At 43.6% G+C, this 22,546-nt stretch carries 19 protein-coding genes and 2 pseudogenes; 20 read left to right on the top strand and 1 reads right to left on the bottom strand.

From position 1 onward, the window contains the following. Window positions 1-294 precede the first annotated feature (294 nt). Entirely contained in the window at window positions 295-1,377 is a 1,083-nt protein-coding gene (locus FXF62_RS07230; RefSeq protein ID WP_149518230.1) for a M24 family metallopeptidase, read from the bottom strand. A gap of 262 nt (window positions 1,378-1,639) precedes the next feature. Here FXF62_RS07230 and yycF point away from each other — a divergent pair, with 262 nt between their 5' ends. The 20 genes and pseudogenes from yycF to FXF62_RS07115 all read left to right on the top strand — a co-directional run bounded on the left by yycF (window position 1,640) and on the right by FXF62_RS07115 (window position 22,172). After that, window positions 1,640-2,341, top strand: a complete 702-nt coding sequence (yycF, locus tag FXF62_RS07220) for a response regulator YycF (RefSeq protein WP_149518228.1) — start codon at window positions 1,640-1,642, stop codon at window positions 2,339-2,341. Continuing rightward, window positions 2,334-3,698 carry a cell wall metabolism sensor histidine kinase VicK gene (vicK, locus tag FXF62_RS07215; protein WP_149518227.1) on the top strand — a complete coding sequence of 455 codons (1,365 nt, stop codon included), beginning with the start codon at window positions 2,334-2,336 and terminating at the stop codon, window positions 3,696-3,698. Before yycF ends, vicK begins: the two co-directional genes overlap by 8 nt. Beyond that, window positions 3,691-4,491: an MBL fold metallo-hydrolase gene (locus tag FXF62_RS07210; protein ID WP_149518226.1), complete on the top strand. Its 801-nt coding sequence runs from the start codon at window positions 3,691-3,693 to the stop codon at window positions 4,489-4,491. Before vicK ends, FXF62_RS07210 begins: the two co-directional genes overlap by 8 nt. A gap of 313 nt (window positions 4,492-4,804) precedes the next feature. After that, complete coding sequence (locus tag FXF62_RS07200; protein ID WP_149518225.1) at window positions 4,805-5,161, top strand: YbaN family protein; 357 nt, start codon at window positions 4,805-4,807, stop codon at window positions 5,159-5,161. Window positions 5,162-5,309: 148 nt separating this feature from the next. Further along, entirely contained in the window at window positions 5,310-5,999 is a 690-nt protein-coding gene (rnc, locus tag FXF62_RS07195) for a ribonuclease III (protein WP_149518224.1), read from the top strand. Then, on the top strand, window positions 5,999-9,535 hold the full coding sequence (smc, locus tag FXF62_RS07190; protein WP_149518223.1) for a chromosome segregation protein SMC: 3,537 nt from the start codon (window positions 5,999-6,001) through the stop codon (window positions 9,533-9,535). Before rnc ends, smc begins: the two co-directional genes overlap by 1 nt. Before the next feature lie 366 nt (window positions 9,536-9,901). Continuing rightward, a pseudogene (locus FXF62_RS07185) lies at window positions 9,902-10,586 on the top strand (AI-2E family transporter); the annotation flags it as partial. Next, window positions 10,573-11,868 carry a hypothetical protein gene (locus tag FXF62_RS07180; RefSeq protein WP_015605191.1) on the top strand — a complete coding sequence of 432 codons (1,296 nt, stop codon included), beginning with the start codon at window positions 10,573-10,575 and terminating at the stop codon, window positions 11,866-11,868. The pseudogene FXF62_RS07185 and the gene FXF62_RS07180, both read left to right, overlap by 14 nt. A 4-nt stretch (window positions 11,869-11,872) precedes the next feature. Further along, window positions 11,873-12,100, top strand: a pseudogene (locus FXF62_RS07175) (nucleoside deaminase); the annotation flags it as partial. Window positions 12,101-12,432: 332 nt separating this feature from the next. After that, complete coding sequence (locus FXF62_RS07170) at window positions 12,433-13,224, top strand: Cof-type HAD-IIB family hydrolase (protein ID WP_015605189.1); 792 nt, start codon at window positions 12,433-12,435, stop codon at window positions 13,222-13,224. Beyond that, complete coding sequence (locus tag FXF62_RS07165; RefSeq protein WP_149518222.1) at window positions 13,224-14,042, top strand: Cof-type HAD-IIB family hydrolase; 819 nt, start codon at window positions 13,224-13,226, stop codon at window positions 14,040-14,042. The genes FXF62_RS07170 and FXF62_RS07165 overlap by 1 nt, the downstream gene beginning before the upstream one ends. A gap of 2 nt (window positions 14,043-14,044) precedes the next feature. Then, entirely contained in the window at window positions 14,045-15,556 is a 1,512-nt protein-coding gene (gene ftsY / locus FXF62_RS07160; protein ID WP_149518221.1) for a signal recognition particle-docking protein FtsY, read from the top strand. A gap of 156 nt (window positions 15,557-15,712) precedes the next feature. Then, entirely contained in the window at window positions 15,713-16,342 is a 630-nt protein-coding gene (upp, locus tag FXF62_RS07150; protein WP_015605186.1) for a uracil phosphoribosyltransferase, read from the top strand. A 170-nt stretch (window positions 16,343-16,512) separates the two neighbouring features. Beyond that, the gene (locus tag FXF62_RS07145; RefSeq protein WP_015605185.1) at window positions 16,513-17,103 is read left to right on the top strand and encodes an ATP-dependent Clp protease proteolytic subunit; all 591 of its coding nucleotides are present in this window, start codon (window positions 16,513-16,515) and stop codon (window positions 17,101-17,103) included. Between the two features lie 87 nt (window positions 17,104-17,190). Then, entirely contained in the window at window positions 17,191-17,460 is a 270-nt protein-coding gene (locus FXF62_RS07140; protein WP_149518220.1) for a DUF2129 domain-containing protein, read from the top strand. Between the two features lie 99 nt (window positions 17,461-17,559). Next, window positions 17,560-18,720 (top strand): ABC transporter substrate-binding protein, encoded by a 1,161-nt coding sequence (locus FXF62_RS07135; protein WP_149518219.1) that lies wholly within the window; start codon window positions 17,560-17,562, stop codon window positions 18,718-18,720. 151 nt (window positions 18,721-18,871) lie between these two features. Further along, window positions 18,872-19,741, top strand: a complete 870-nt coding sequence (locus FXF62_RS07130; RefSeq protein WP_095666451.1) for a branched-chain amino acid ABC transporter permease — start codon at window positions 18,872-18,874, stop codon at window positions 19,739-19,741. A 3-nt stretch (window positions 19,742-19,744) separates the two neighbouring features. Beyond that, window positions 19,745-20,698, top strand: a complete 954-nt coding sequence (locus tag FXF62_RS07125) for a branched-chain amino acid ABC transporter permease (protein ID WP_149518218.1) — start codon at window positions 19,745-19,747, stop codon at window positions 20,696-20,698. After that, window positions 20,698-21,462: an ABC transporter ATP-binding protein gene (locus FXF62_RS07120; protein ID WP_125373736.1), complete on the top strand. Its 765-nt coding sequence runs from the start codon at window positions 20,698-20,700 to the stop codon at window positions 21,460-21,462. The genes FXF62_RS07125 and FXF62_RS07120 overlap by 1 nt, the downstream gene beginning before the upstream one ends. Continuing rightward, window positions 21,462-22,172 (top strand): ABC transporter ATP-binding protein, encoded by a 711-nt coding sequence (locus FXF62_RS07115; protein WP_005589511.1) that lies wholly within the window; start codon window positions 21,462-21,464, stop codon window positions 22,170-22,172. The genes FXF62_RS07120 and FXF62_RS07115 overlap by 1 nt, the downstream gene beginning before the upstream one ends. The last annotated feature ends 374 nt before the right edge of the window (window positions 22,173-22,546 follow it).

The following is a 22,546-nucleotide window of genomic DNA, read 5'->3' as shown; positions in this document are numbered from 1 at the left end:
TCAGCGATGAAAACATCTTGCTGGTGTAAGATCTGGTTAGAACTGAGCAATTGAGTTCTTTGGAGAGTCTCTGAGATCCTATATTATTTCAGGAAAAGTGAGCAAGGTTAAATAACTTAGTCTAATTACCAGAAAACAAGAAAAACGACAGAAAGTTTTCTATCGTTTTTTTTGAAATTATAAATGCGTAAGGACTAAGATAGCTATAACGATATTCAACAATTATGGTTCAAATAACCAGAGGATTTTAGCCATGCCCAATAATCATTCAACATTAATATAGGCTTAAAATTTCTATTCAAAATACAACAACTCTTTGCTGGTTTCGGTGAAAAGTTCAAAGCCATTATTGGTAACATAGCCGCAGTCCTCGATGCGGACGCCGACCTTGCCAGGAATGTAAATGCCGGGCTCGACAGAGAAGCACATGCCTTCCTCGATGACCATGTCATTGCCTTCCATGATAGATGGGAATTCGTGGACATCCATACCGATGCCGTGTCCAAGGCGGTGGTTGAAATACTCACCATAGCCAGCTTTTTCGATGACCTCGCGGGCAGCTCGGTCTACTTCATGAGCTGTGACGCCTGGTTTGATAAAGTCAAGCGCTGCTTGCTGGGCTTCCAGAGTCAGATAATAGATATCTTTTTTGAACTGGTCTGGCTGGCCGACAGCGACGGTCCGTGTCATATCGCTGGCATAACCATTGACCATGCAGCCCAAGTCAAAGAGGAGAAGGGCATTGTTTTCGATTTTATTGGCTCCAGGAATGCCGTGCGGATTAGCTGCATTATTGCCTGTCAGAACCATAGTTTCAAAACTCATCTCATAGCCTTCTCGCTTAATAGCAAAGTCGATTTGAGCGATGATATCTGTTTCGGTATTGTCCAGTGAAATATTGTCAAAACCAATATTGACAGCCTTGTCGGCATATTGGCCAGCTACCAGCATTTTCTGGATTTCGTCGGCTGACTTGATCAAGCGCGAGCGGTTGATGTAAGGAGTCAGATTGACAAATTCAGCCCCATCAAAAACAGTACGCAGGCCGTGATACTTGGTTAAAATCAGATTGTCAAACTCGACCGCTACTTGTTTGAAGGTTTGAGGTGGTAGGGAAGCTTTGATTTTTTCCCAAGGATTTTCAGAATCGACATAGCCCACAACCTGAAAATCTACGGTAGAGGAAGCACGCTCAACCTCTAGTGCTGGTACGAAAAGAAGTGGCTCATGGTCAGTGTAGACAAATAGGAACATCTGGCGTTCATGTGGATCGCTGTAAAAGCCTGTTAGGTAATGGATGGTTACAGGATCGGAGATAACAGCTACATCCTGTTTTTCATTTTCAAGATAAGTGATGATTTGATTGATTTTTGTCATAGTTCAACCTTCTTTCTATGCCTCTATTTTTGCAGAAAAAGTGAAAAAAATCAAGACTTTTAGCGAGGATTCCTTATCCTTGGCTGAAATTTTTGAGAGAAAGAAAGTTAGGGTGAAATTTTTACAAGAATCTTGGAATATAGTGTGCGAAAATAGTATTTTTTAAGGAAAATTTGATATAATAGTGCTTATGGAGCAATAGGACAAATACAAAAATAATAGATGTCTAAGCTTAAAAATCGTATAGATATGAAGGTAAAAAATGAAAAAAATATTAGTTGTAGATGACGAGAAACCAATCTCGGACATTATAAAGTTTAATATGACCAAAGAAGGTTATGAAGTGCTGACTGCCTTTGATGGTAAAGAAGCCTTGGAAATGTTTGAAGCGGAGCAACCAGACATCTTGATTCTAGACTTGATGTTGCCAGAAGTGGATGGACTTGATGTTGCTCGGACTATTCGTAAGACCAGCAATGTGCCAATCATTGTGCTTTCGGCCAAAGATAGCGAGTTCGATAAGGTAATCGGTCTGGAAATCGGTGCTGATGACTATGTGACCAAGCCCTTTTCAAATCGTGAATTGCTGGCTCGGGTCAAGGCCTTGCTGCGCCGTTCTGAACTCATCCCAGATAGTCATGTGGATGAGAGCAGTCCAAAGGAATTGTTTATTGGGGATTTGCAGATTCTTCCAGATGCCTTTGTGGTGAAAAAACACGGCAAAGAATTAGAATTAACCCATCGTGAATTTGAACTCTTGCACCATTTGGCGACCCATGTCGGTCAAGTCATGACACGTGAACACTTACTGGAAACGGTCTGGGGCTATGATTACTTCGGAGATGTGCGGACTGTTGATGTGACCATTCGTCGTCTGCGTGAAAAAATCGAAGATACTCCAAGCCGTCCAGAGTACATCTTGACTCGCCGCGGTGTCGGTTATTACATAAGAAATAATGATTGAAAAAATAAAAGAGTTTGTTCTGTCTCCTGACTTTGTCTTTTCACTGATCGTTGTCGGTTTTATCATCGTTGTAGCCCTCTTGCTGCTGGAAAATCGACGGGATACTCGAAAGCTGGTCCAGTTAAATCAAAAGATTAAAGGCTTGATTGCAGGAGATTATTCAGAAGTTTTAGATATGCAGGGAAGTCCTGAAATCACGGACATGACCAATTCTATCAATGATCTTTCTGAAGTCATTCGCCTGACGCATGAAAATTTGGAGCAAGAAACCAAGCGTCTATCCAGTATCCTGTCTTATATGACGGATGGCGTACTTGCGACCAACCGTCGAGGACAGATTATCACTATCAATGACATGGCGACCAAGCAGCTGGGGGTCAAACGTGATGATGTGCTTAATACTAGTATTTTAGATTTGCTGGATATTGCTGATGAGTACGATTTGCGCGAATTGATTACCAATGTTCCAGAATTGACCATTGATTCTCAAGACGAAAACGGCGAATACGTAAGCCTGCGGGTTCGGTTTGCCTTGATTAGACGGGAGTCAGGTTTTATATCTGGTCTGGTAGCGGTTCTGCATGATACGACGGAGCAGGACAAGGAAGAGCGGGAGCGCCGACTTTTCGTTTCCAATGTCAGTCATGAATTGCGGACGCCTCTGACCAGTGTAAAATCTTATCTGGAAGCCTTGGATGATGGAGCTCTGTCAGAGCCTGTTGCACCAGACTTTGTCAAGGTCTCGCTGACTGAGACCAATCGGATGATGCGGATGGTGACGGACTTGCTCAGCCTGTCGCGGATTGATAATGATACCAGCCATCTGGATGTCGAGCTGACCAATTTTACGGCCTTTATCACCTATATCCTCAACCGTTTTGATAAGATAAAAAATCAGGATGAGACCAAAAAATATGAGATTATCAGGGATTATTCAATTACGCCGATTTGGGTAGAGATTGACACGGATAAGATGACCCAGGTGATTGATAATATCATGAACAATGCCATCAAGTATTCGCCTGATGGTGGGACGATTACAGTTTCTGTGAGAACAACAGATGTTCAGTTGATTCTCTCGATTTCAGATGAAGGTCTGGGCATTCCCAAGCAGGATCTGCCAAAGATTTTTGATCGTTTCTATCGGGTGGACAAGGCCCGTAGTCGAGCTCAGGGAGGAACGGGCTTGGGTCTAGCTATTGCTAAAGAAATTATCAAGCAGCATCATGGCTTTATCTGGGCTAAGAGTGAGTATGGCAAAGGCTCTACCTTTACCATTGTCCTTCCATATGATAACGATGCTGTCCGTGTAGATGACTGGGAAAATGAAGAGAATGTAGAAAGTGAACATGACTAAGGGATTTCAATATAGTATTCTGGCATCAGGCTCGAGCGGCAATTGCTTTTATCTGGAAACAGCCCAAAAACGCTTGCTTGTTGATGCTGGTCTATCAGGGAAAAAAATTACGAGCCTTTTAAGTGAAATTGATCGCAAACCAGAGGATTTAGATGCTATTTTAGTTACCCATGAGCACAAGGATCACATCCATGGTGTAGGGGTTTTGGCGCGTAAATACAATCTAGATATTTATGCAAACGAAGCAACTTGGCGAGCGATGGAAAAGGACTTGGGCAAGCTGGATGCCAGTCAGAAGCATATCTTTGAGTTAGGTAAAACCAAGACTTTTGGCGACTTGGATGTGGAGAGCTTTGGAGTCAGCCACGATGCAGCCTGTCCGCAGTTTTATCGCTTTATGAAGGATGACAAGAGCTTTGTCATGCTGACAGACACGGGCTATGTCAGTGATCGCATGGCTGGAGTGATTGAGAATGCGGATGCTTATTTGATTGAGAGCAACCATGATATCGAGATTCTCCGGAGCGGTGCCTATCCGTGGAGTCTGAAACAGCGGATCCTGTCTGATTTGGGGCATTTATCTAATGAAGATGGCGCAGAGACCATGATTCGCACCCTTGGCAATCGCACTAAGCGCATCTATTTGGGGCATTTGAGTAAGGAAAATAATATCAAGGAGCTGGCTCATATGACCATGGTCAATCAACTGGCTCAAGCTGACCTGCCAGTAGGTCATGATTTTCAGGTTTTCGATACTTCTCCTGACACCGCAACGCCTTTGGTAACTATCTAATCATCAGTCGCTCAGAAAGAGAGTGGGACAGAAATCGGTAATTCGTTAGAATTCGATTTCGTCGTCCCACCTCCGCACAGTTGAGTAGGGCTGTAAAAGCTGATGAAATCAGCGTAGTAGAGCCCACTCAACCACTGCGTCTTGCTCGACAATCCAAAGACAATTGAGAGGCTAGGACTTTTGTCCCAACCTCTTTTTTAGGATTGACAAGGATTGCTTTTTATGGGAAACTAGTTTTATGTTTTTTATACGAGAAAGGAAGCTAAAGGATTGAAATGAAGAACGACTATGAAAATGTATGTGAGGGAACTAAATGCGCCTGATTTATTTTGTGATTGCCTGCCTATCTTTGGCCTTAGGAGTGATAGGAATGTTTTTGCCTATCTTGCCGACGACCCCATTTTTGCTTTTGTCTATTGCTTGCTTTTCACGCAGCTCCAAGCGGATTGAGAATTGGCTTTATCACACCAAAATGTATCAAATCTATGTCGCAGATTTTCGGGAGACTGGCTCGATTGCCAAAGAGCGTAAGAAAAAGATTATCGTGTCCATCTATATCTTGATGGGAATTTCCATTAGCTTCGCGCCTATTATTTGGGTGAAAATTTTCTTATTCGCCCTGACAATTTTTATTACTTATTACCTTTTCAAGGTCATCCCAGATAAATAATAGGCTGGGAATTAGGCTAAGAAGACAAGTAAACAAGTGCCAACGCACTTGTTTTTTGGTATAATGGTAGATAGTTCACAAAGAACATCATTTTAGAAAGGATGGATGGGACTCATGCTCTGCCTTGGCCTAGCATGAAAAAGAAACTATGGAACATTTAAAAGATGCACTGCTGGAGCAGTTTGGGCTGGTGTTTGAAGGCAGTAGTCTGCTAGAGACCGCTTTTACTCACACCAGCTATGCCAATGAGCACCGCCTCTTAAAAATTTCACACAATGAACGCCTGGAATTTTTAGGAGACGCTGTTCTGCAGCTGATTATTTCTGAGTATTTATATAAAAAATACCCCAAAAAGCCAGAAGGAGATTTATCAAAACTACGCTCCATGATTGTTCGGGAGGAGAGTTTGGCTGGCTTTGCACGGGACTGTCGGTTTGATCAGTTTATCAAGCTGGGTCGCGGTGAGGAGAAGTCAGGAGGTCGCAATCGGGATACCATTCTGGGTGACTTATTTGAGGCCTTTTTGGGTGCCCTCCTTCTGGATAAGGATGTGGAGACTGTCAAGGACTTTATTTATCAAGTTATGATTCCCAAGGTGGAAGCGGGTGACTTTGAGCAGGTGACAGACTATAAGACCAAGTTGCAGGAACTCCTGCAGGTTAATGGCGATGTGGAGATTGTCTATCAGGTCACAGATGAGACAGGGCCTGCCCATGCTAAAAACTTTGCTGTGGCTGTGTTGATCAATGGTCAGAAAGCGGGTCAGGGACAAGGTCGTTCTAAGAAACTGGCTGAGCAGGAAGCTGCCAAGGATGCATTTGAAAAGGAAAGTCACTAATGTTTTTAAAGGAAATTGAAATTCAGGGCTTCAAGTCATTTGCAGATAAGACTAAGGTGGTTTTTGACCAGGGTGTGACTGCTGTGGTCGGTCCCAATGGCTCAGGCAAGTCCAACATTACGGAAAGCCTGCGCTGGGCTCTGGGTGAGTCGAGTGTTAAGAGTTTGCGGGGCGGCAAGATGCCCGATGTCATCTTTGCAGGGACGGAGAACCGCAAGCCCCTCAACTATGCTTCGGTCGTTGTGGTTTTGGATAATCAGGACCAGTTTATCAAGCAGGCAGGCAAGGAAATCCGCGTCGAGCGTCATATCTATCGCAGTGGTGATAGCGAGTACAAGATTGACGGTAAAAAAGTTCGGCTGCGGGATGTCCATGACCTTTTCATGGATACAGGGCTAGGACGGGATTCTTTTTCTATCATTTCCCAAGGGAAGGTAGAGGAAATCTTTAACAGCAAACCGGAGGAGCGTCGGGCAATCTTTGAAGAAGCTGCTGGAGTGCTCAAATATAAGACCCGTCGCAAGGAAACAGAAAGCAAGCTGGCACAGACTCAAGACAATCTTGATCGCTTGGAAGACATTATCTACGAGCTGGATAGTCAAGTCAAGCCACTGGAAAAGCAGGCTGAGACGGCCAAGAGATTTTTAGAACTGGATCAAGAACGTCAGGAGCTCTATCTGGATGTCTTGGTGGCTCAAATCAAGGCGAATAAAACTGATTTGACGGCGGCAGAGGCTGATTTGGAGAGCATCAAGCAGGAGCTAGCAGCCTATTATACGAAACGGGATGAGTTGGAGCGTGAAAACCAAGAGATTAAGATCAAACGTCAGGAAGTGAATCAAAAACTGTCTGACGATCAGGCCAGTCTTTTGGAACTGACTCGTTTGATCAGTGATTTGGAACGCCAGATAGACCTAGCTAAGTTGGAATCTAGTCAGGCAGCTAGCAGCCGTTTAGAAAATGAAGAACGTTTGGCTGGGTTGAGAGAAAAAAGCCAGCAGTTGACAGCTGATATTGCCTCCAAGGAAGCTCATCTAGCTGCTTTAGCGGTCCAGTTGACTGAAAATCAAGAGGTCATGAGCCAGTTGGAAGCAGAATTGGCGGACTTTTCAGATGATCCAGACCAGCTGATTGAAAATCTGCGGGATCGTTACGTCAAGCTCATGCAAGAAGAAGCGGATTTGTCCAATGACTTGACCTCGCTAGAAAATCGACTGGAGAATGAGCGGAGCCAAGCTGCCAGCAAACAGGCTGAGTTTAACAAACTGCAGGCTGATTTAAAAGCTGGTAGGGAAGAAGAAGCGGCTCGACAGGCGGAATTAGAAGAGGCACAGGCTGCTCTCAGAGCCTTGCTAGATCAGTACCAGAAGCAGCAGGGGCAGGTCGAGAAGTTGGCGACTGCTTATCAAGATGAGCAGACCAGCATGTTTGCCCTGCTGGATGATTTGAAAAATAAAAAAGCCCGTGCAGCCAGTTTAGAAGCCATCCTCAAAAATCACAGCAATTTTTATGCAGGTGTAAAAAGCGTTCTGCAGGAGGCTGATCGTCTGGGTGGTATTGTCGGAGCGGTCAGCGAGAAATTGAGCTTCGATCCTCAGTACCAGACTGCTTTGGAAATTGCGCTAGGGGCAAGCAGCCAGCATATCATCGTTGAGGACGAGGGGGCAGCGACTAGAGCCATTGATTTTCTCAAGAAAAATCGAGCTGGTCGGGCTACCTTCCTACCTCTGACGACTATCAAAGCTCGTCAACTTCCCGAGCAAAATCAATCCAGAATTGAGGCCAGTCCGGGCTTCCTCGGTATCGCTTCAGAGCTGGTGACATATGAGCCAAGTTTGGAGAATATTTTCCAAAATCTGCTGGGAACAACCGCTATTTTTGATACAATTGAGCATGCGCGTGCAGCTGCCCGTCAGGTACGTTATCAAGTAAGAATCGTAACGATGGACGGTACGGAACTGCGCACAGGCGGTTCTTATGCCGGAGGAGCTAATCGCAATAATAACACAATCTTTATCAAGCCTGAACTGGACAGCCTGCTTGGAGAAATGGAGCAGCAGTCTCAGAAGCTGAAAGCTCAGGAGCAGCAAGTCGAAAGTTTGCAGTCTCAATTATCAGAGGCCAAACAAGCCTTGGAAGCCATCAAGTCTGAGGGTGAGCAAGCCCGTTTGACGGAGCAAAGAGTCAAGTTGGCCTACGAACAGATTGCAGAGCGGGTTGCGGAACTCAGTCAGCTGGAGCAACTGCAGGAGCAAGATTTGGCTAGCCAGACTGAAGCAGCAGACCTGGCTGAAAAGAAAAAAATGGAAGAGCGGCTGTCGGCTATCGAGGCTGCAAAAACAGCCATTACTGCTGAAATCGAGCAAGTCAAGTCGAATAAAAACGCTGTTCAGGATCGTTTCGATCAGCTATCGGCTAACTTGTCAGAACTGAAATTGAAGAACACAGAGCTGACTTCTAGCCAGCGCTTTGAGAAGAATGATTTGTCGCGTTTGCTAGAGGAGAAGGCTGCCTTGGACAAGGAAGTTGCTACTTTGCAGCTTTTGATAGAGCAAAAGGAAGAAGCAGTCAGCCAGAAGGTGGATATTTCCGTCTTGGAAGAGCAGCTTAAGACTGCCCAAGAGAAAAAGACAGACTTGGATCAGAGCCTCATCCGACTCAAATTTGAGCTGGACGACTTAGAGGGGCAGTCTGAGGACATTCTAGGGCATTTAGACCAAGCCCGTCAGCAAAACGAAAGTCTGATTCGTCGTCAGGCCAAGGCAGAGGCTGAAAAAGAGAAATTTTCAGATGCTTTACGACGTCTGCTGACCAATCTGACGGATAATTACCAGATCAGCTTTGAAGAGGCTGATCAAAAAGCGCGCTCTTTGGAAAATCTTGCAGCTGCAGAAGTTCAAGTCAAAGACTTAGAAAAGGCTATTCGTGCTTTAGGGCCGGTCAATCTAGAAGCAGTAGAGCAGTTTGAAGAAGTCAGCAACCGACTGAATTTCCTCAATAGTCAGCGGGACGATGTCCTCTCGGCTAAAAATCTCCTCTTGGAAACCATTGAAGAGATGAATGACGAAGTCAAGGAACGTTTCCAAACAACCTTTGAAGCCATTCGAGAAAGCTTCAAGCTGACCTTTAGCCAGATGTTTGGCGGCGGTTCAGCTGACCTCATCTTGACAGAAGGCGACCTGCTGACAGCTGGGGTAGAGATTTCAGTTCAGCCTCCAGGCAAGAAAATCCAATCCCTCAATCTCATGAGCGGTGGGGAAAAAGCTCTGTCAGCCTTGGCCCTTCTCTTCTCCATCATCCGAGTTAAGACAATTCCTTTTGTCATCTTGGATGAAGTTGAGGCAGCTCTGGATGAGGCCAATGTTAAGCGCTTTGGAGATTATCTCAACCGCTTTGACAAAGAAAGCCAGTTTATCGTTGTGACCCACCGCAAGGGAACCATGTCTGCAGCAGACTCCATCTATGGAGTAACCATGCAGGAGTCAGGAGTTTCCAAGATTGTGTCGGTCAAGTTAAAAGATTTAGAAAGTTTATAGTATGAGTATAAAATTAGTAGCAACAGAAATCGGAATAAGGTAATTGATACAATAGAATACTAAGAAAGCCTTTGAATAAGTTGTTTCAAGGCTTTTTACTGTCTATAGATAGAAGGAAATGGGTATCAGAAATACTTTGATTCTATGGAGACACCCTTGATTTGTTAAACGTTAAATTGCATGTTTCGAAAGTCAATCATCTTGAGGCAGTATAACTGCATAATAACATTTCTTTCGTCAATAGAAAGTAGGAGTTATAGTAAATTGTGAGAATTCTTGGTATAATGAGGATAATAAATAAAAAATAATTTGAAGGCACAGGTATGTTGATGGAAATAAACTAGGTTATAGATAATACAAAAGCGTATATCGTCTGTCATTACATTCCTTGGCGGATTTACAACGAATATTATAGGCTCTTCTCAAATGTGTTCTCTGTGATTATGGGGATTTTCTTCATGATTAATATTCTCGTAAGTAAGGAAATACTCGCACGTTTAACGCTTCGCATTCTCAATGTGGTGTTGCTAAAAGACAAAATTGAGCACATTCTTATGTCGGGGAAGTCATCGTGGATACGTATGACCGTTTCTTGATGAGTCAAATCATCGAGGCGGGAATTGTTGGGGTTATGATTTTTGCCGCATACTCTCTTGTAGGGTTGCCATATGCAGGACTTGTTGGGGTGCTGGCCGGAGTATTCTCGTTCATTCCGAATATCGGGCCGTTTATGGCGTGCGGAATCGTAATGCTCTTCATCTTTACAGAAAGCCCAATTCAAGCACTCATTTCGGTTGTCGTCTTTATGGTCGTTCAAACAGTGGAAGGCAATGTCGTCTATCCTAGGGTTGTCGGCAGTTCCGTAGGGTTGCCAACGGCTCTAACCCTTGCTACTACGTTAATCGGTGGAAATCTCTTTGGTTTAGTAGGAATGATTTTCTTCACACCAATCTTTGCCGTGATTTACCGTCTCGTGAAAGAATGGATGGAGAAACATGAACAAGCTGCTCCAGTGGTAGCTGTAGGAGGTATTATTGATGAAGAAAATTAGCGACTTAGGGATTACGGGGAAAAAGCTCCTCTTTGAAGGGATTGCGTTCCTTGTTGCTGGGATATTGCTCCTTATATTCGGACCAAGCTTCCCAGAATTGATGTTACGTCTGTTTTTAACATTCTTATGGGCCCGTGAACTATGGAATTTCTTATTCCGTTGGTTTAGTAAAGCGGCATCTAAAGACCCGTTATGGCTGAATATAGGGAAATTTTCCCTTTACGGATTTTTAGCAGGAAATCAATTCTTCCTGTCATTGCCGATTGCGATTGTAAGCATCTTGATGGGACTCAATGAAGTGATGAAGGCGGGAATTAGTGGTGTGACATACTATATTTATGTCAAAGATGATATTCGCCCGCGATTTCGCTTGCTCTTTGATACCATTTGGCTTTCAGTTGTCGGGGTAGCCACTTTAATTTCTCTTGGGGGCGACGGCAATTTGCAAATGTTCTTCCTTTCGCTCTATTTTATCGGGTATGGGATTAGCAATATTCGGGACGGCTGGTTCTTCGAGGCCGAAGTTGGAAAGAAAGTCCTTCGCAGACGCTTGCGTCGTGGGATGCCGCTTGTATTTGCTGCACTGATTCCTCGAGTAACCTTACAAAAAATTAATGATGCGTTGGAACTTGGAGAAGGCGAAACGGCTTCAGAAATTTACGACCGTGCCAAAGAAAATGCAGAACCAAACTTAGAGATGTTTATTCATGTCACAAAAGACGGGTTTGGAGCCATCGGGCATGTCGACCTGTGTTATAAGGGCCGCATTATTTCATTCGGAAACTACGATACGAATTCGGAGCGCCTCTTTGGAACGATGGGGGACGGGGTACTTTTCAGTGCCGACCGTGAAAAATACATCGAATTTTGTAAACGCGAAAATCATAAGACCCTACTGGGATATGGTCTTGCCTTGTCTCCAGAACAACTCGCGGCCATCGATAAGGAAATCGCCAAATTGATGTCGCTGACAGTGCCTTGGGATCCACCGAAAATGGTGAAACCTAAGCATCCTGGAATCGACAAAGAAGAACCAATGTATGCCTACAAGCTCAAACAAGAAGCAGATGCACTCTTGTATAAATTTACCTCTTCAAAATTCAAGACGTATTTTGTGATGAGTACCAACTGTGTATTGCTAGCCGATACGATTGTCGGGACAGCAGGCACCGATATTTTAAGCGCCCGAGGATTTATTTCACCAGGAACGTACCAAGATTACTTAGATAAGGAGTTTGAGAGACCGCATAGTCTAGTCGTGACGAAGCGCGTCTATCAGTAAGAACATGGAACTTCATGAAAAAGAATTCTTTATGAGGGAAGCGTTGAAGGAAGCGCAGAAAGCCTATGACCAAGCGGAAGTGCCAATCGGGGCTGTCGTGGTCTTGAATGGTGAAATTATTGGGCGTGGTCATAACTTACGTGAAAAGGAACAAGACGCCACGCTGCACGCCGAAATCAAAGCCATTCGCCAGGCAAACCAACACCTTGGAAGCTGGCGACTCGAAGACTGCTAAGTCAGTTTGTAGACCACGCTTCGCCAGAACGTATTTGCCAAATAGCAAAACATAAATTGAATTTAGGATAACTAAATATATAAAAAGTTTATGTGATGTTATTTTATAAAATAAAAAAGTAAATAGATATAGTATAAACAATATCAAAAACGGTCAGGTCATAGAAATATGATCTGACTGTTTTTCATCTGTGGAATGAAGTGTTAGTTTTATGATATAATATAAAGGATTAACAGAGATGAGAAATGATGGGGGTTGCCTAAATCCTTAAAAGATGCATACCCTAAATGCTCTTTGCACACCCCTAATTCAAAAAAGGAGATAATTGTATGATAAGACTCATTGCCACAGATATGGACGGGACTTTTTTAGATGACAAGGGTCAGTTTGATATGGAGCGGCTCAAGCACCTGCTAGCTCAGTTTAGAGAAAAGGGCATCTACTTTGCTGTTGCCAGTGGTCGAGGGATTCTCTCTCTTGAGAAGCTCTTTCATGAAGTTCGGGATGATATTATCTTTATCGCAGAAAATGGTAGCCTAGTAGAGTTTCAAGGAAAAGATCTATACGAAGCAACCATGCCAAGAGAATTTTATCTAAAGGTATTTGACAAGCTTAAGGAGTCGCCTTTTGTCAATATCAATGAGTTGCTTCTGACAGGGAAAAAAGGCTGTTATGTGCTAGAGACAGTAGATCCGACTTATCTCTCTTTCAGCGCTAATTATAATGAAAATATCCAAAAAGTTGCTGATTTTAGTGAGATTACAGACGAGATTTTTAAATTCACGACCAATTTCAGCGAAGAAACAGTGGCCGACGGCGAAGCCTGGGTCAATGAAAATGTCGCAGGTGTCAAGGCGATGACAACAGGCTATAAGTCGATTGATATCGTGCTGGACTATGTGGATAAAGGCGTGGCTCTTGTCGAGCTAGCTAAGAAGCTAGGCCTAGAAATGGACCAGGTCATGGCTTTTGGCGATAACCTCAATGACCTGCATATGATGCAGGTGGTGGGGCACCCGATTGCACCAGAAAATGCACGGCCGGAAATTTTGGCAGTTGCGAAAGAAGTGATTGGCCACCATGCGGCCCAATCTGTTATGACCTACATGGAGGGCTTATAATGGCTGATATTAAATTGATCGCTTTGGACTTGGACGGGACGCTTTTGACTACGGATAAAAAGATTTCTCAAGGGAATCTGGCAGCGCTCAAAGCGGCTCAGCAGCAGGGTGTCAAAGTTGTATTGACCACAGGCCGTCCGCTTAAGGCTATGGAATTTTTCCTGCATGAGCTGGGCACTGATGGTCAGGCAGATGAATACACCATTACCTTTAATGGTGGTCTAGTTCAGCGCAATACGGGCGAAATTTTGGATAAAACAGTTTTTGCCTACGATGATGTAGCTAGGATTTTTGAAGAGACTGAGAAATTAGGTCTACCTCTGGATGCAATCGACGGTGGCTTGGTTTATCAGATTCAATCAGACCAAGCATCGCTCTATGCGGAGTTTAATCCAGCTCTGAACTTTGAATCCATTGCTTTTGAAGACCTTTCTAGCCAGATTACCTACAATAAGTGCGTCACAGCCTTTGCTCAGGAACCCTTGGATGCAGCCATTCTTCACATTTCGCCCGGCCTTTTTGACAAGTATGAGATTTTCAAATCACGAGAAATGCTGCTGGAATGGTCACCGAAAAATGTCCACAAGGCGACTGGTTTGGAGAAACTGATTGCCCACTTGGGAATTGATAGAAGCCAAGTTATGGCCTGCGGCGATGAAGCCAATGATTTATCAATGATTGCTTGGGCTGGTCTGGGAGTTGCCATGCAAAATGCCGTGCCAGAAGTCAAAGAGGTCGCAGAAGTTGTCACTCCGATGACCAATGATGAAGATGCAGTCGCTTGGGCAATTCGAAAATATGTATTGAAGGAGGATTAAAGATGGGATTATTTGACCGTCTTTTTGGACGAAAACAGGAAGAAGAACAGGAAGAAAAGCCTCAGTTAGAGGAGCAGGCAGAAGAGAGTTATCAGAATACAGAGACTGAAGTTCCATCTGAGGCAGAACCCCAGCCCCTTGCTGTTTCTAATGAAGAAACAGCGGAAACTCCAGTAGTAGAGTCTGTGTCAGAAGAGAATACAGAGCCTGCAGTTTCAGTAATTTCTGAGCAGGAGTTTGCCCCGACTAGTCGGCAAGCAGACTTATCTGAACCAGTGCTTGAAGACAAGGAAAGTTCTGAGCAAGTTTTGACTGAGGCAGAAGAGCAGTCAGCGACTTCAGAAAATCAAGCTTTGGAAAGCAGTAGCGAATCAGAAGCAGTGACTGAAAGCAGAGATTATTACCAAGAATTGCAGGAGCGTTTGGCTGCCGCTAGAGAGCAAATCAGCCACGAACCAGAGCAAGATCTATCTAGTAAGCAGGAAGACAACACTCCTTCGCAAGCAGACTTGGCTGAGTATGGAGAAGAGGCGACGGAAGAACTGACTCAAGCAGAAACAGCTGAGAGTTCTACTGAATACCAAGAAGAGAGCGTCCAAGACAAGTATGACCGCAGCCTCAAAAAGACGCGGACTGGCTTTGGTGCTCGTCTCAATGCCTTCTTTGCTAATTTCCGCTCAGTTGACGAAGATTTCTTTGAAGACTTGGAAGAATTGCTAATTACCAGTGATGTCGGTGTACAGGTAGCTTCCAATCTAACTGAGGACTTGCGCTATGAAGCTCGTCTAGAAAATGCTAAGAAACCAGACGCCTTGCGCCAGCTAATCATTGAAAAATTGGTCGATATCTATGAGAAAGACGGCCGTTTCAATGAAAAAATCAATCTGCAAAAGGACTTGACCGTCATGCTCTTCGTCGGTGTAAATGGAGTAGGGAAGACAACCTCAATCGGAAAATTGGCCTATAAATACAAACAGGAAGGTAAAAAAGTTATGCTGGTGGCAGCAGACACCTTCCGAGCTGGAGCCGTTGCCCAGCTGGCTGAGTGGGGCCGCCGAGTCGATGTGCCTGTCGTGACTGGTCCAGAAAAGAGCGATCCAGCCAGTGTCGTGTTTGACGGTTTGGAAAGAGCCAAAGCTGAAAATGTTGATATTCTCATGATTGATACAGCTGGTCGCTTGCAAAATAAGGATAATCTAATGGCAGAGCTGGAAAAAATCGGTCGCATTATCAAGCGGGTAGATCCAGCGGCGCCACACGAAACCTTCCTAGCTTTGGATGCCTCTACTGGTCAAAATGCGCTGGTTCAAGCCAAGGAATTTTCAAAAATTACGCCTGTGACAGGTATTGTCTTGACAAAGATTGATGGAACTGCGCGTGGTGGTGTTGTTCTGGCCATTCGTCAGGAACTGGATATTCCAGTGAAGCTGATTGGTTTTGGCGAGAAAATTGACGATATCGGTGAGTTTAATTCTGAGAACTTTATGAGAGGCCTCCTAGAAGGTTTGGTGTAATAGTCTACTTGATAGTGATTTGATAAATCCTAAATTGAAATCAGACTCTTCTATCAAAAAGTAATTAAAATGGATGAAAAGGTTTGCTTGTTGCAAGCCTTTTTTCTTCTTTTTTGATATAATAAGAAGAATAAATTGAAAGAAGGAAATCCAATCATGGGAAAACTTGAAGTTATCGCTCATCCGCTCATTCAGCATAAATTGTCTATCTTGCGTCGTACAGATACCTCTACTAAAGCTTTTCGTGAATTAGTAGATGAAATCGCAATGCTGATGGGATACGAAGTTTTGCGCGATTTACCACTTGAAGATGTAGAAATTGAAACACCAATTACGAAAACAGTTCAAAAGCAGATTGCAGGGAAGAAGTTGGCTATCGTCCCAATCCTACGGGCTGGTATCGGTATGGTGGATGGTCTCCTGAGCTTGGTTCCTGCTGCTAAAGTTGGCCACATCGGAATGTACCGTGATGAAGAAACTTTGAAGCCAGTTGAATATTTGGTAAAATTGCCAGAAGACATTGACCAACGTCAAATCTTTGTTGTTGATCCAATGTTGGCTACGGGTGGATCTGCTATTTTGGCTGTGGATTCTCTGAAGAAACGTGGCGCAAGCAATATTACATTTGTCTGCTTGGTGTCTGCTCCAGAAGGTGTTAAAGCCTTGCAAGATGCTCATCCTGATGTAGATATTTTCACGGCTGCCCTCGACGATCACCTCAATGAACACGGCTACATCGTTCCAGGTCTCGGAGATGCTGGTGACCGCCTCTTTGGTACAAAATAGAAATTCTAGTCTGTAATAGGAAAGTCCAGCCAATCCCGTGGATTTTTGCTTTCCAAACCAAAGATAATCACAGCTTTGTTCTCTGTCATCCGACAGGTAAAGCAAATATTTGACCTTTTTTGACCAAAAGGCTATAATAATGAATAGATCGAATGAAGGAGAAAATATTCATGATTCCTGTAGTTATTGAACAAACCAGCCGTGGTGAGCGTTCTTATGACATTTACTCACGTCTTTTAAAAGACCGTATTATCATGCTGACAGGTCCTGTTGAGGACAATATGGCTAATTCTGTTATCGCGCAGTTGCTTTTCCTAGATGCACAAGACAGCACCAAGGACATCTATCTTTATGTCAATACTCCTGGTGGCTCTGTCTCAGCGGGATTGGCGATTGTAGACACCATGAACTTCATCAAGTCTGATGTGCAGACGATCGTCATGGGAATGGCAGCCAGCATGGGAACCATCATTGCTTCTAGCGGTGCTAAGGGCAAACGTTTCATGCTTCCAAATGCAGAGTATATGATTCACCAGCCAATGGGTGGTACTGGTGGCGGTACTCAGCAAACAGATATGGCCATTGCAGCAGAGCATTTGCTTAAGACTCGTAAGACCTTGGAGCAAATTCTTGCCGACAATTCTGGTAAATCGGTTGAGCAAATTCACGCAGATGCCGAACGTGATTACTGGATGAGTGCCCAAGAAACCCTTGAGTATGGTTTCATTGATGAAATCATGGCTAATAATAATCTTAGCTAGTCTTCAATTATAACTACGAAAAAATGCCCCATTTGTGGGCTTTTTTTGATATAATCAATAGAGTACAAATGACCAGAGAGGATTGTCATGTTTAAAAAAGAAGAACGAATGGGCTTAATTATTCATCTATACTATAATCGAGATGCAAAGAAGCTGGCCCATGTTGGAGATATTATTTATCATTCTAAGAAGCACCGTTATTTGCAGCTTTATGTAGCTAAAGAGCAAGCGGAGTCCCTAAAAGAAAGCTTGTCTAAAGAGTCTTATGTCAAAAAAATCCAGCTTTGTGAGATTCAAAATCTTGATACAAATTTTGTTGGAAGCTTGTTTAGAAATCAAGAAAACGCTATTATTTAAAAAAATGAGTTCTTTGGGTTGACAATTGTCAGATAATTCGGTATATTCTTACTATATCATTTGCAAACAAAGCAAATAACAAAATAGAGGAGATTATTCATGAAGAAAAAATTTACACTTTCACTCGTAGCTTTTGCTAGTGCTGCGCTTCTAGCAGCCTGTGGAGAGGTTTCGACAAACAATTCATCCGCTACTGGAACAGAAATCGGTAAAACACTTAAGCTCGGTTTCAACTTTGAAGAAACTGGTGCTGTAGCAGCTTACGGTACTGCAGAACAACACGGTGCTCAGCTTGCTGTTGATGAAATCAACGCAGCTGGCGGTGTAGACGGCAAGAAGATCGAAGTTACTGATAAAGACAATAAATCAGAAACAGCAGAAGCAGCTACTATTTCTACAAGCTTGGCGACTCAAGATAAGGTGAATACAATCATCGGTCCTGCGACTTCAGGTGGAGTTGCGGCTGCAATTGCCAATGCTGGTAAAGCTGGTGTGCCTTTGGTAACACCAAGTGCTACACAGGATGATTTGACAAAAAACCAAGACTATCTGTATCGTGCAACCTTTACTGATAGTTACCAAGGTAAAGTCATCTCTAAATATGTAACAGAAAACTTGAAAGCTAAGAAAGTTGTACTCTATTATGACAACTCAAGCGACTACGCTAAAGGAATGGCCGAAGCCTTCAAGAAAGAATACAAGGGTGAAATCGTTACGACAGAAACCTTTGCCTCTGGTGACTCAGATTTCCAAGCTGCTTTGACAAAGATCAAGAGCAAAGAATTTGATTCACTGGTTGTACTAGGTTACTACACAGAAGCTGGTAAATTGGTGAACCAAGCGCGCGGTTTGGGTATCACTCAAACAATTGTTGGACCAGACGGATTTAGCGATGCTAAGTTTGTAGAACAAGCAACTCCAGCAGCAGCAACTAATGTTTATTATGTATCTGGTTTCTCAACTTCAGGTGACATGACAGATAAAGCGAAGAAATTCGTTGCAGCTTACAAGGCTAAATACAATGAAGAACCATCTATGTTTGCAGCGCTCTCATATGACGCAGTTTACATGGCAGCAGAAGCATCTAAGGGTGCAAAAACATCTGTAGAAATTAAAGATAACCTTGCTAAGTTAAAAGACTTTGAAGGAGTTACTGGATCTATTACCATTGATAAAGATCACAACCCTGTGAAGACAGCCTTGATGATCGGTTTGAAAGATGGTAAAGTAGATACTGTTGAGACAGTTAAACCTGAATAAAGGGTCTGAGGCTGGGAGCATTCCCAGTCTTTGGCTTGTTTATTACTTGCTTATGATGTTTGAGTAGAGACGGCAAGACAAGGCTTCGTCTGAGATTGTTGTTTCTGCTCTTATTTTATATTAGAAAGAGTGGTGTGGAATGCTCGAACAAATTCTTCAGCAGCTAGCCAATGGATTGATTTTGGGGAGTGTCTATGCGCTTCTGGCCTTGGGTTATACCATGGTTTACGGGATTATCAAACTGATCAATTTCGCGCATGGAGACATTTATATGATCGGTGCTTTCATGGGATATTACCTGATTAACACCCTTCACCTAAACTTCTTTGTGGCCCTTATTTTATCTATGGTTGGTACAGCAATCCTCGGTGTAGTGATTGAATTCTTAGCCTATCGTCCGCTGCGCAATTCGACACGGATTGCAGCCTTGATTACGGCGATTGGGGTTTCTTTCCTTTTGGAATACGGGATGGTCTTTTTTGTAGGTGCCAATACTCGTTCCTTCCCTCAGGTGATTGAAACGGTACGTTATACGATTGGACCAGTTTCGATTTCCAATATCCAACTAATGATTTTGGGAATTTCTATTTTACTCATGGTTGGATTGCAGTTTATCGTGCAAAAAACCAAAATGGGTAAAGCTATGCGGGCTGTTTCCGTGGATAGCGATGCTGCCCAGCTGATGGGGATTAATGTCAATCGTACGATCAGCTTTACTTTTGCCTTGGGTTCAGCCTTGGCAGGAGCAGCAGGAGTGCTGATTGCCCTTTACTACAACTCACTTGAGCCACTGATGGGAATGACACCAGGTATCAAGTCTTTCGTTGCGGCAGTTTTGGGCGGAATCGGTATCATCCCAGGGGCAGCTTTGGGTGGATTTGTAATCGGTCTCTTGGAAACTTTTGCAACAGCAGTTGGACTGTCAGATTTCCGTGATGCGATTGTGTATGCGATCTTAATTATCATTCTATTGGTTCGCCCAGCTGGTATTCTAGGTAAAAATGTGAAAGAGAAGGTGTAATGTATGAAAAATAATTTAAAAGTAAATGCGTTATGGCTTGCTCTGATCCTCTTTGGCTACCTTTTGATGACAGTGCTTGCTAGCACAGGCATTCTCAATCCTTTCTATCTGCAAATCTTTGAGCAGATTGGGATTAATATTATCTTGGCCGTTGGCCTCAATCTTATCGTTGGTTTTTCTGGGCAATTCTCTCTTGGGCATGCTGGCTTTATGGCGATTGGTGCCTATGCAGTAGCTATTATGGGCTCTAAATCTCCAAACTATGCTACTTTCTTTATTGCTATGTTGGTTGGCGCTGTGATTGCAGGTGCAGTAGCTCTGCTTGTTGGTATTCCGACCCTGCGCTTAAAGGGAGACTATTTGGCAATTGCGACGCTGGGTGTTTCTGAAATTATCCGGATTCTGATTGTCAATGGAGGAGATCTGACTAATGGTGCGGCAGGTATCCTATCCATTCCTAACTTTACCTCTTGGCCGTTGGTTTATATCTTTGTCGTAATTACAACTATTTTGGCTCTCAACTTCCTCCGCAGTCCTATTGGACGCAGCACCTTGTCTGTTCGTGAGGACGAGATTGCGGCAGAGTCTGTCGGTGTCAATACAACAAAAATTAAGGTCGTTGCTTTTGTTTTTGGAGCTATCACAGCCTCTATCGCAGGCTCTTTGCAGGCAGGCTTTGTTGGCTCTGTTGTACCAAAAGACTACTCTTTTATCAATACGATTAACGTTTTGATTATCGTCGTTTTTGGTGGTCTGGGGTCAATGACTGGAGCAATTGTAGCGGCAGTAGTATTGGGTATCCTCAATATGCTTTTACAAGATATCTCAAGTGTTCGGATGATTGTTTATTCGCTTGCCCTAATCTTGGTGATGATTTTCCGTCCAGGTGGCTTGCTTGGTACTTGGGAATTTAGCTTGGCTAAGATCTTTAAAAAGAATAAGGAGGTCAAAGAATAATGGCACTTCTTGATGTGAAAAAATTAACCAAAAATTTTGGAGGACTAACAGCTGTTAGTGACGTGACTCTGGAATTAAACGAAGGGGAACTGGTCGGTCTTATCGGGCCCAACGGTGCTGGAAAAACAACTCTTTTCAACCTTTTGACAGGTGTTTATGAACCGAGTGAGGGAACGGTCACTTTGGATGGACACTTGCTGAATGGCAAGGCACCTTACAAAATTGCGACTCTGGGGCTCAGCCGGACATTCCAAAATATCCGTCTTTTTAAAGATTTGACAGTCTTGGATAATGTGTTGATTGCTTTTGGTAATCACCATAAACCTCATGTGTTGGCTTCTTTCTTCCGCCTTCCAGCATTTTATAAAAATGAAGAAGAATTGAAAGCGAAAGCTTTGGAATTGCTGGCCATCTTTGACTTGGATAAGGAAGCAGAAACCTTGGCTAAAAATCTGGCCTACGGTCAGCAACGTCGTCTGGAGATTGTCCGAGCGCTTGCCACAGAGCCTAAGATTCTCTTCTTGGATGAGCCAGCTGCTGGGATGAATCCACAGGAAACAGCTGAGCTGACTGCCCTAATCCGTCGGATTAAAAATGAATTTAACATTACCATCATGCTGATTGAGCATGATATGAGTCTGGTTATGGAAGTAACTGAGCGCATCTACGTACTAGAGTACGGTCGCTTGATTGCCCACGGCACACCAGATGAGATTAAGAATGACAAACGCGTTATTGAAGCTTATCTAGGAGGTGAAGCCTAATGTCCATGCTCAAAGTTGAAAATCTATCCGTCCACTACGGCATGATTCAGGCTGTCCGCGATGTCAGCTTTGAAGTTAATGAAGGAGAAGTGGTCTCCCTTATCGGTGCCAACGGTGCTGGGAAAACGACTATCCTCCGCACGATCTCTGGTTTGGTTCGCCCAAGTGCTGGTAAGATTGAATTTTTAGGAAATGAAATTCAAAAAGTGCCTGCTCAAAAGATTGTAGCTGCTGGGCTTTCACAGGTTCCAGAAGGACGCCATATTTTCCCAGGTTTGACTGTCTTGGAGAACCTTGAAATGGGAGCTTTTCTTAAGAAAAATCGTGAAGAAAATCAAGCCAATCTCAAAAAGGTCTTCTCTCGTTTCCCACGCTTGGAAGAGCGTAAAAACCAAGATGCTGCAACTCTTTCAGGTGGTGAGCAGCAGATGTTGGCTATGGGGCGAGCGCTCATGTCTACTCCTAAGCTCTTGCTCTTGGATGAGCCATCAATGGGGCTGGCGCCAATTTTCATTCAAGAAATCTTTGATATCATTCAAGATATCCAAAAGCAGGGGACAACTGTGCTTTTGATTGAGCAAAATGCCAATAAAGCACTGTCTATCGCAGACCGTGGTTATGTTCTTGAAACAGGAAAAATTGTTCTATCTGGAACAGGTCAAGAGCTTCTCGCTTCTGACGAAGTCCGAAAAGCATATCTAGGTGGCTGAAACAATCCGGGGGATTGTTTCAGGTTGCAGATGGGAACTCGCGAAAGCGAGTTTTCTTCAAAATGTCTGGGAGACATTTTTAGGTTGTTGATAGAAAGTTACGGTAGTAACTTAACATTTTGAAAAGGTCCATTGGACCTTTTTAAGTTGCGGATAAAGAAAACGAGGTTTTCGTCAAAATCTGGGAGATTGTTTCAGGTTGCAGATAGGAACTCGCGATAGCGAGTTTTCGTTAATTAAGATCCAGTGGACCTTTTTAAGTTGCAGATAGGAACTCGTGATAGCGAGTTTTCTTTGTTTGAAACTTCCGTGAATTTTTAAAGTGTTGGTTAGGAAACAGATGCAGCAGTTCCTCATTAGTCTTTTCCTAAATC

The organism is Streptococcus cristatus, assembly GCF_008369405.1.
GTDB classification, from domain to species: Bacteria; Bacillota; Bacilli; order Lactobacillales; family Streptococcaceae; genus Streptococcus; species Streptococcus cristatus_G.
The sequence above is the reverse complement of the archived record's forward strand: the minus strand, read 5'-3'. Positions and strand labels throughout refer to the sequence as shown.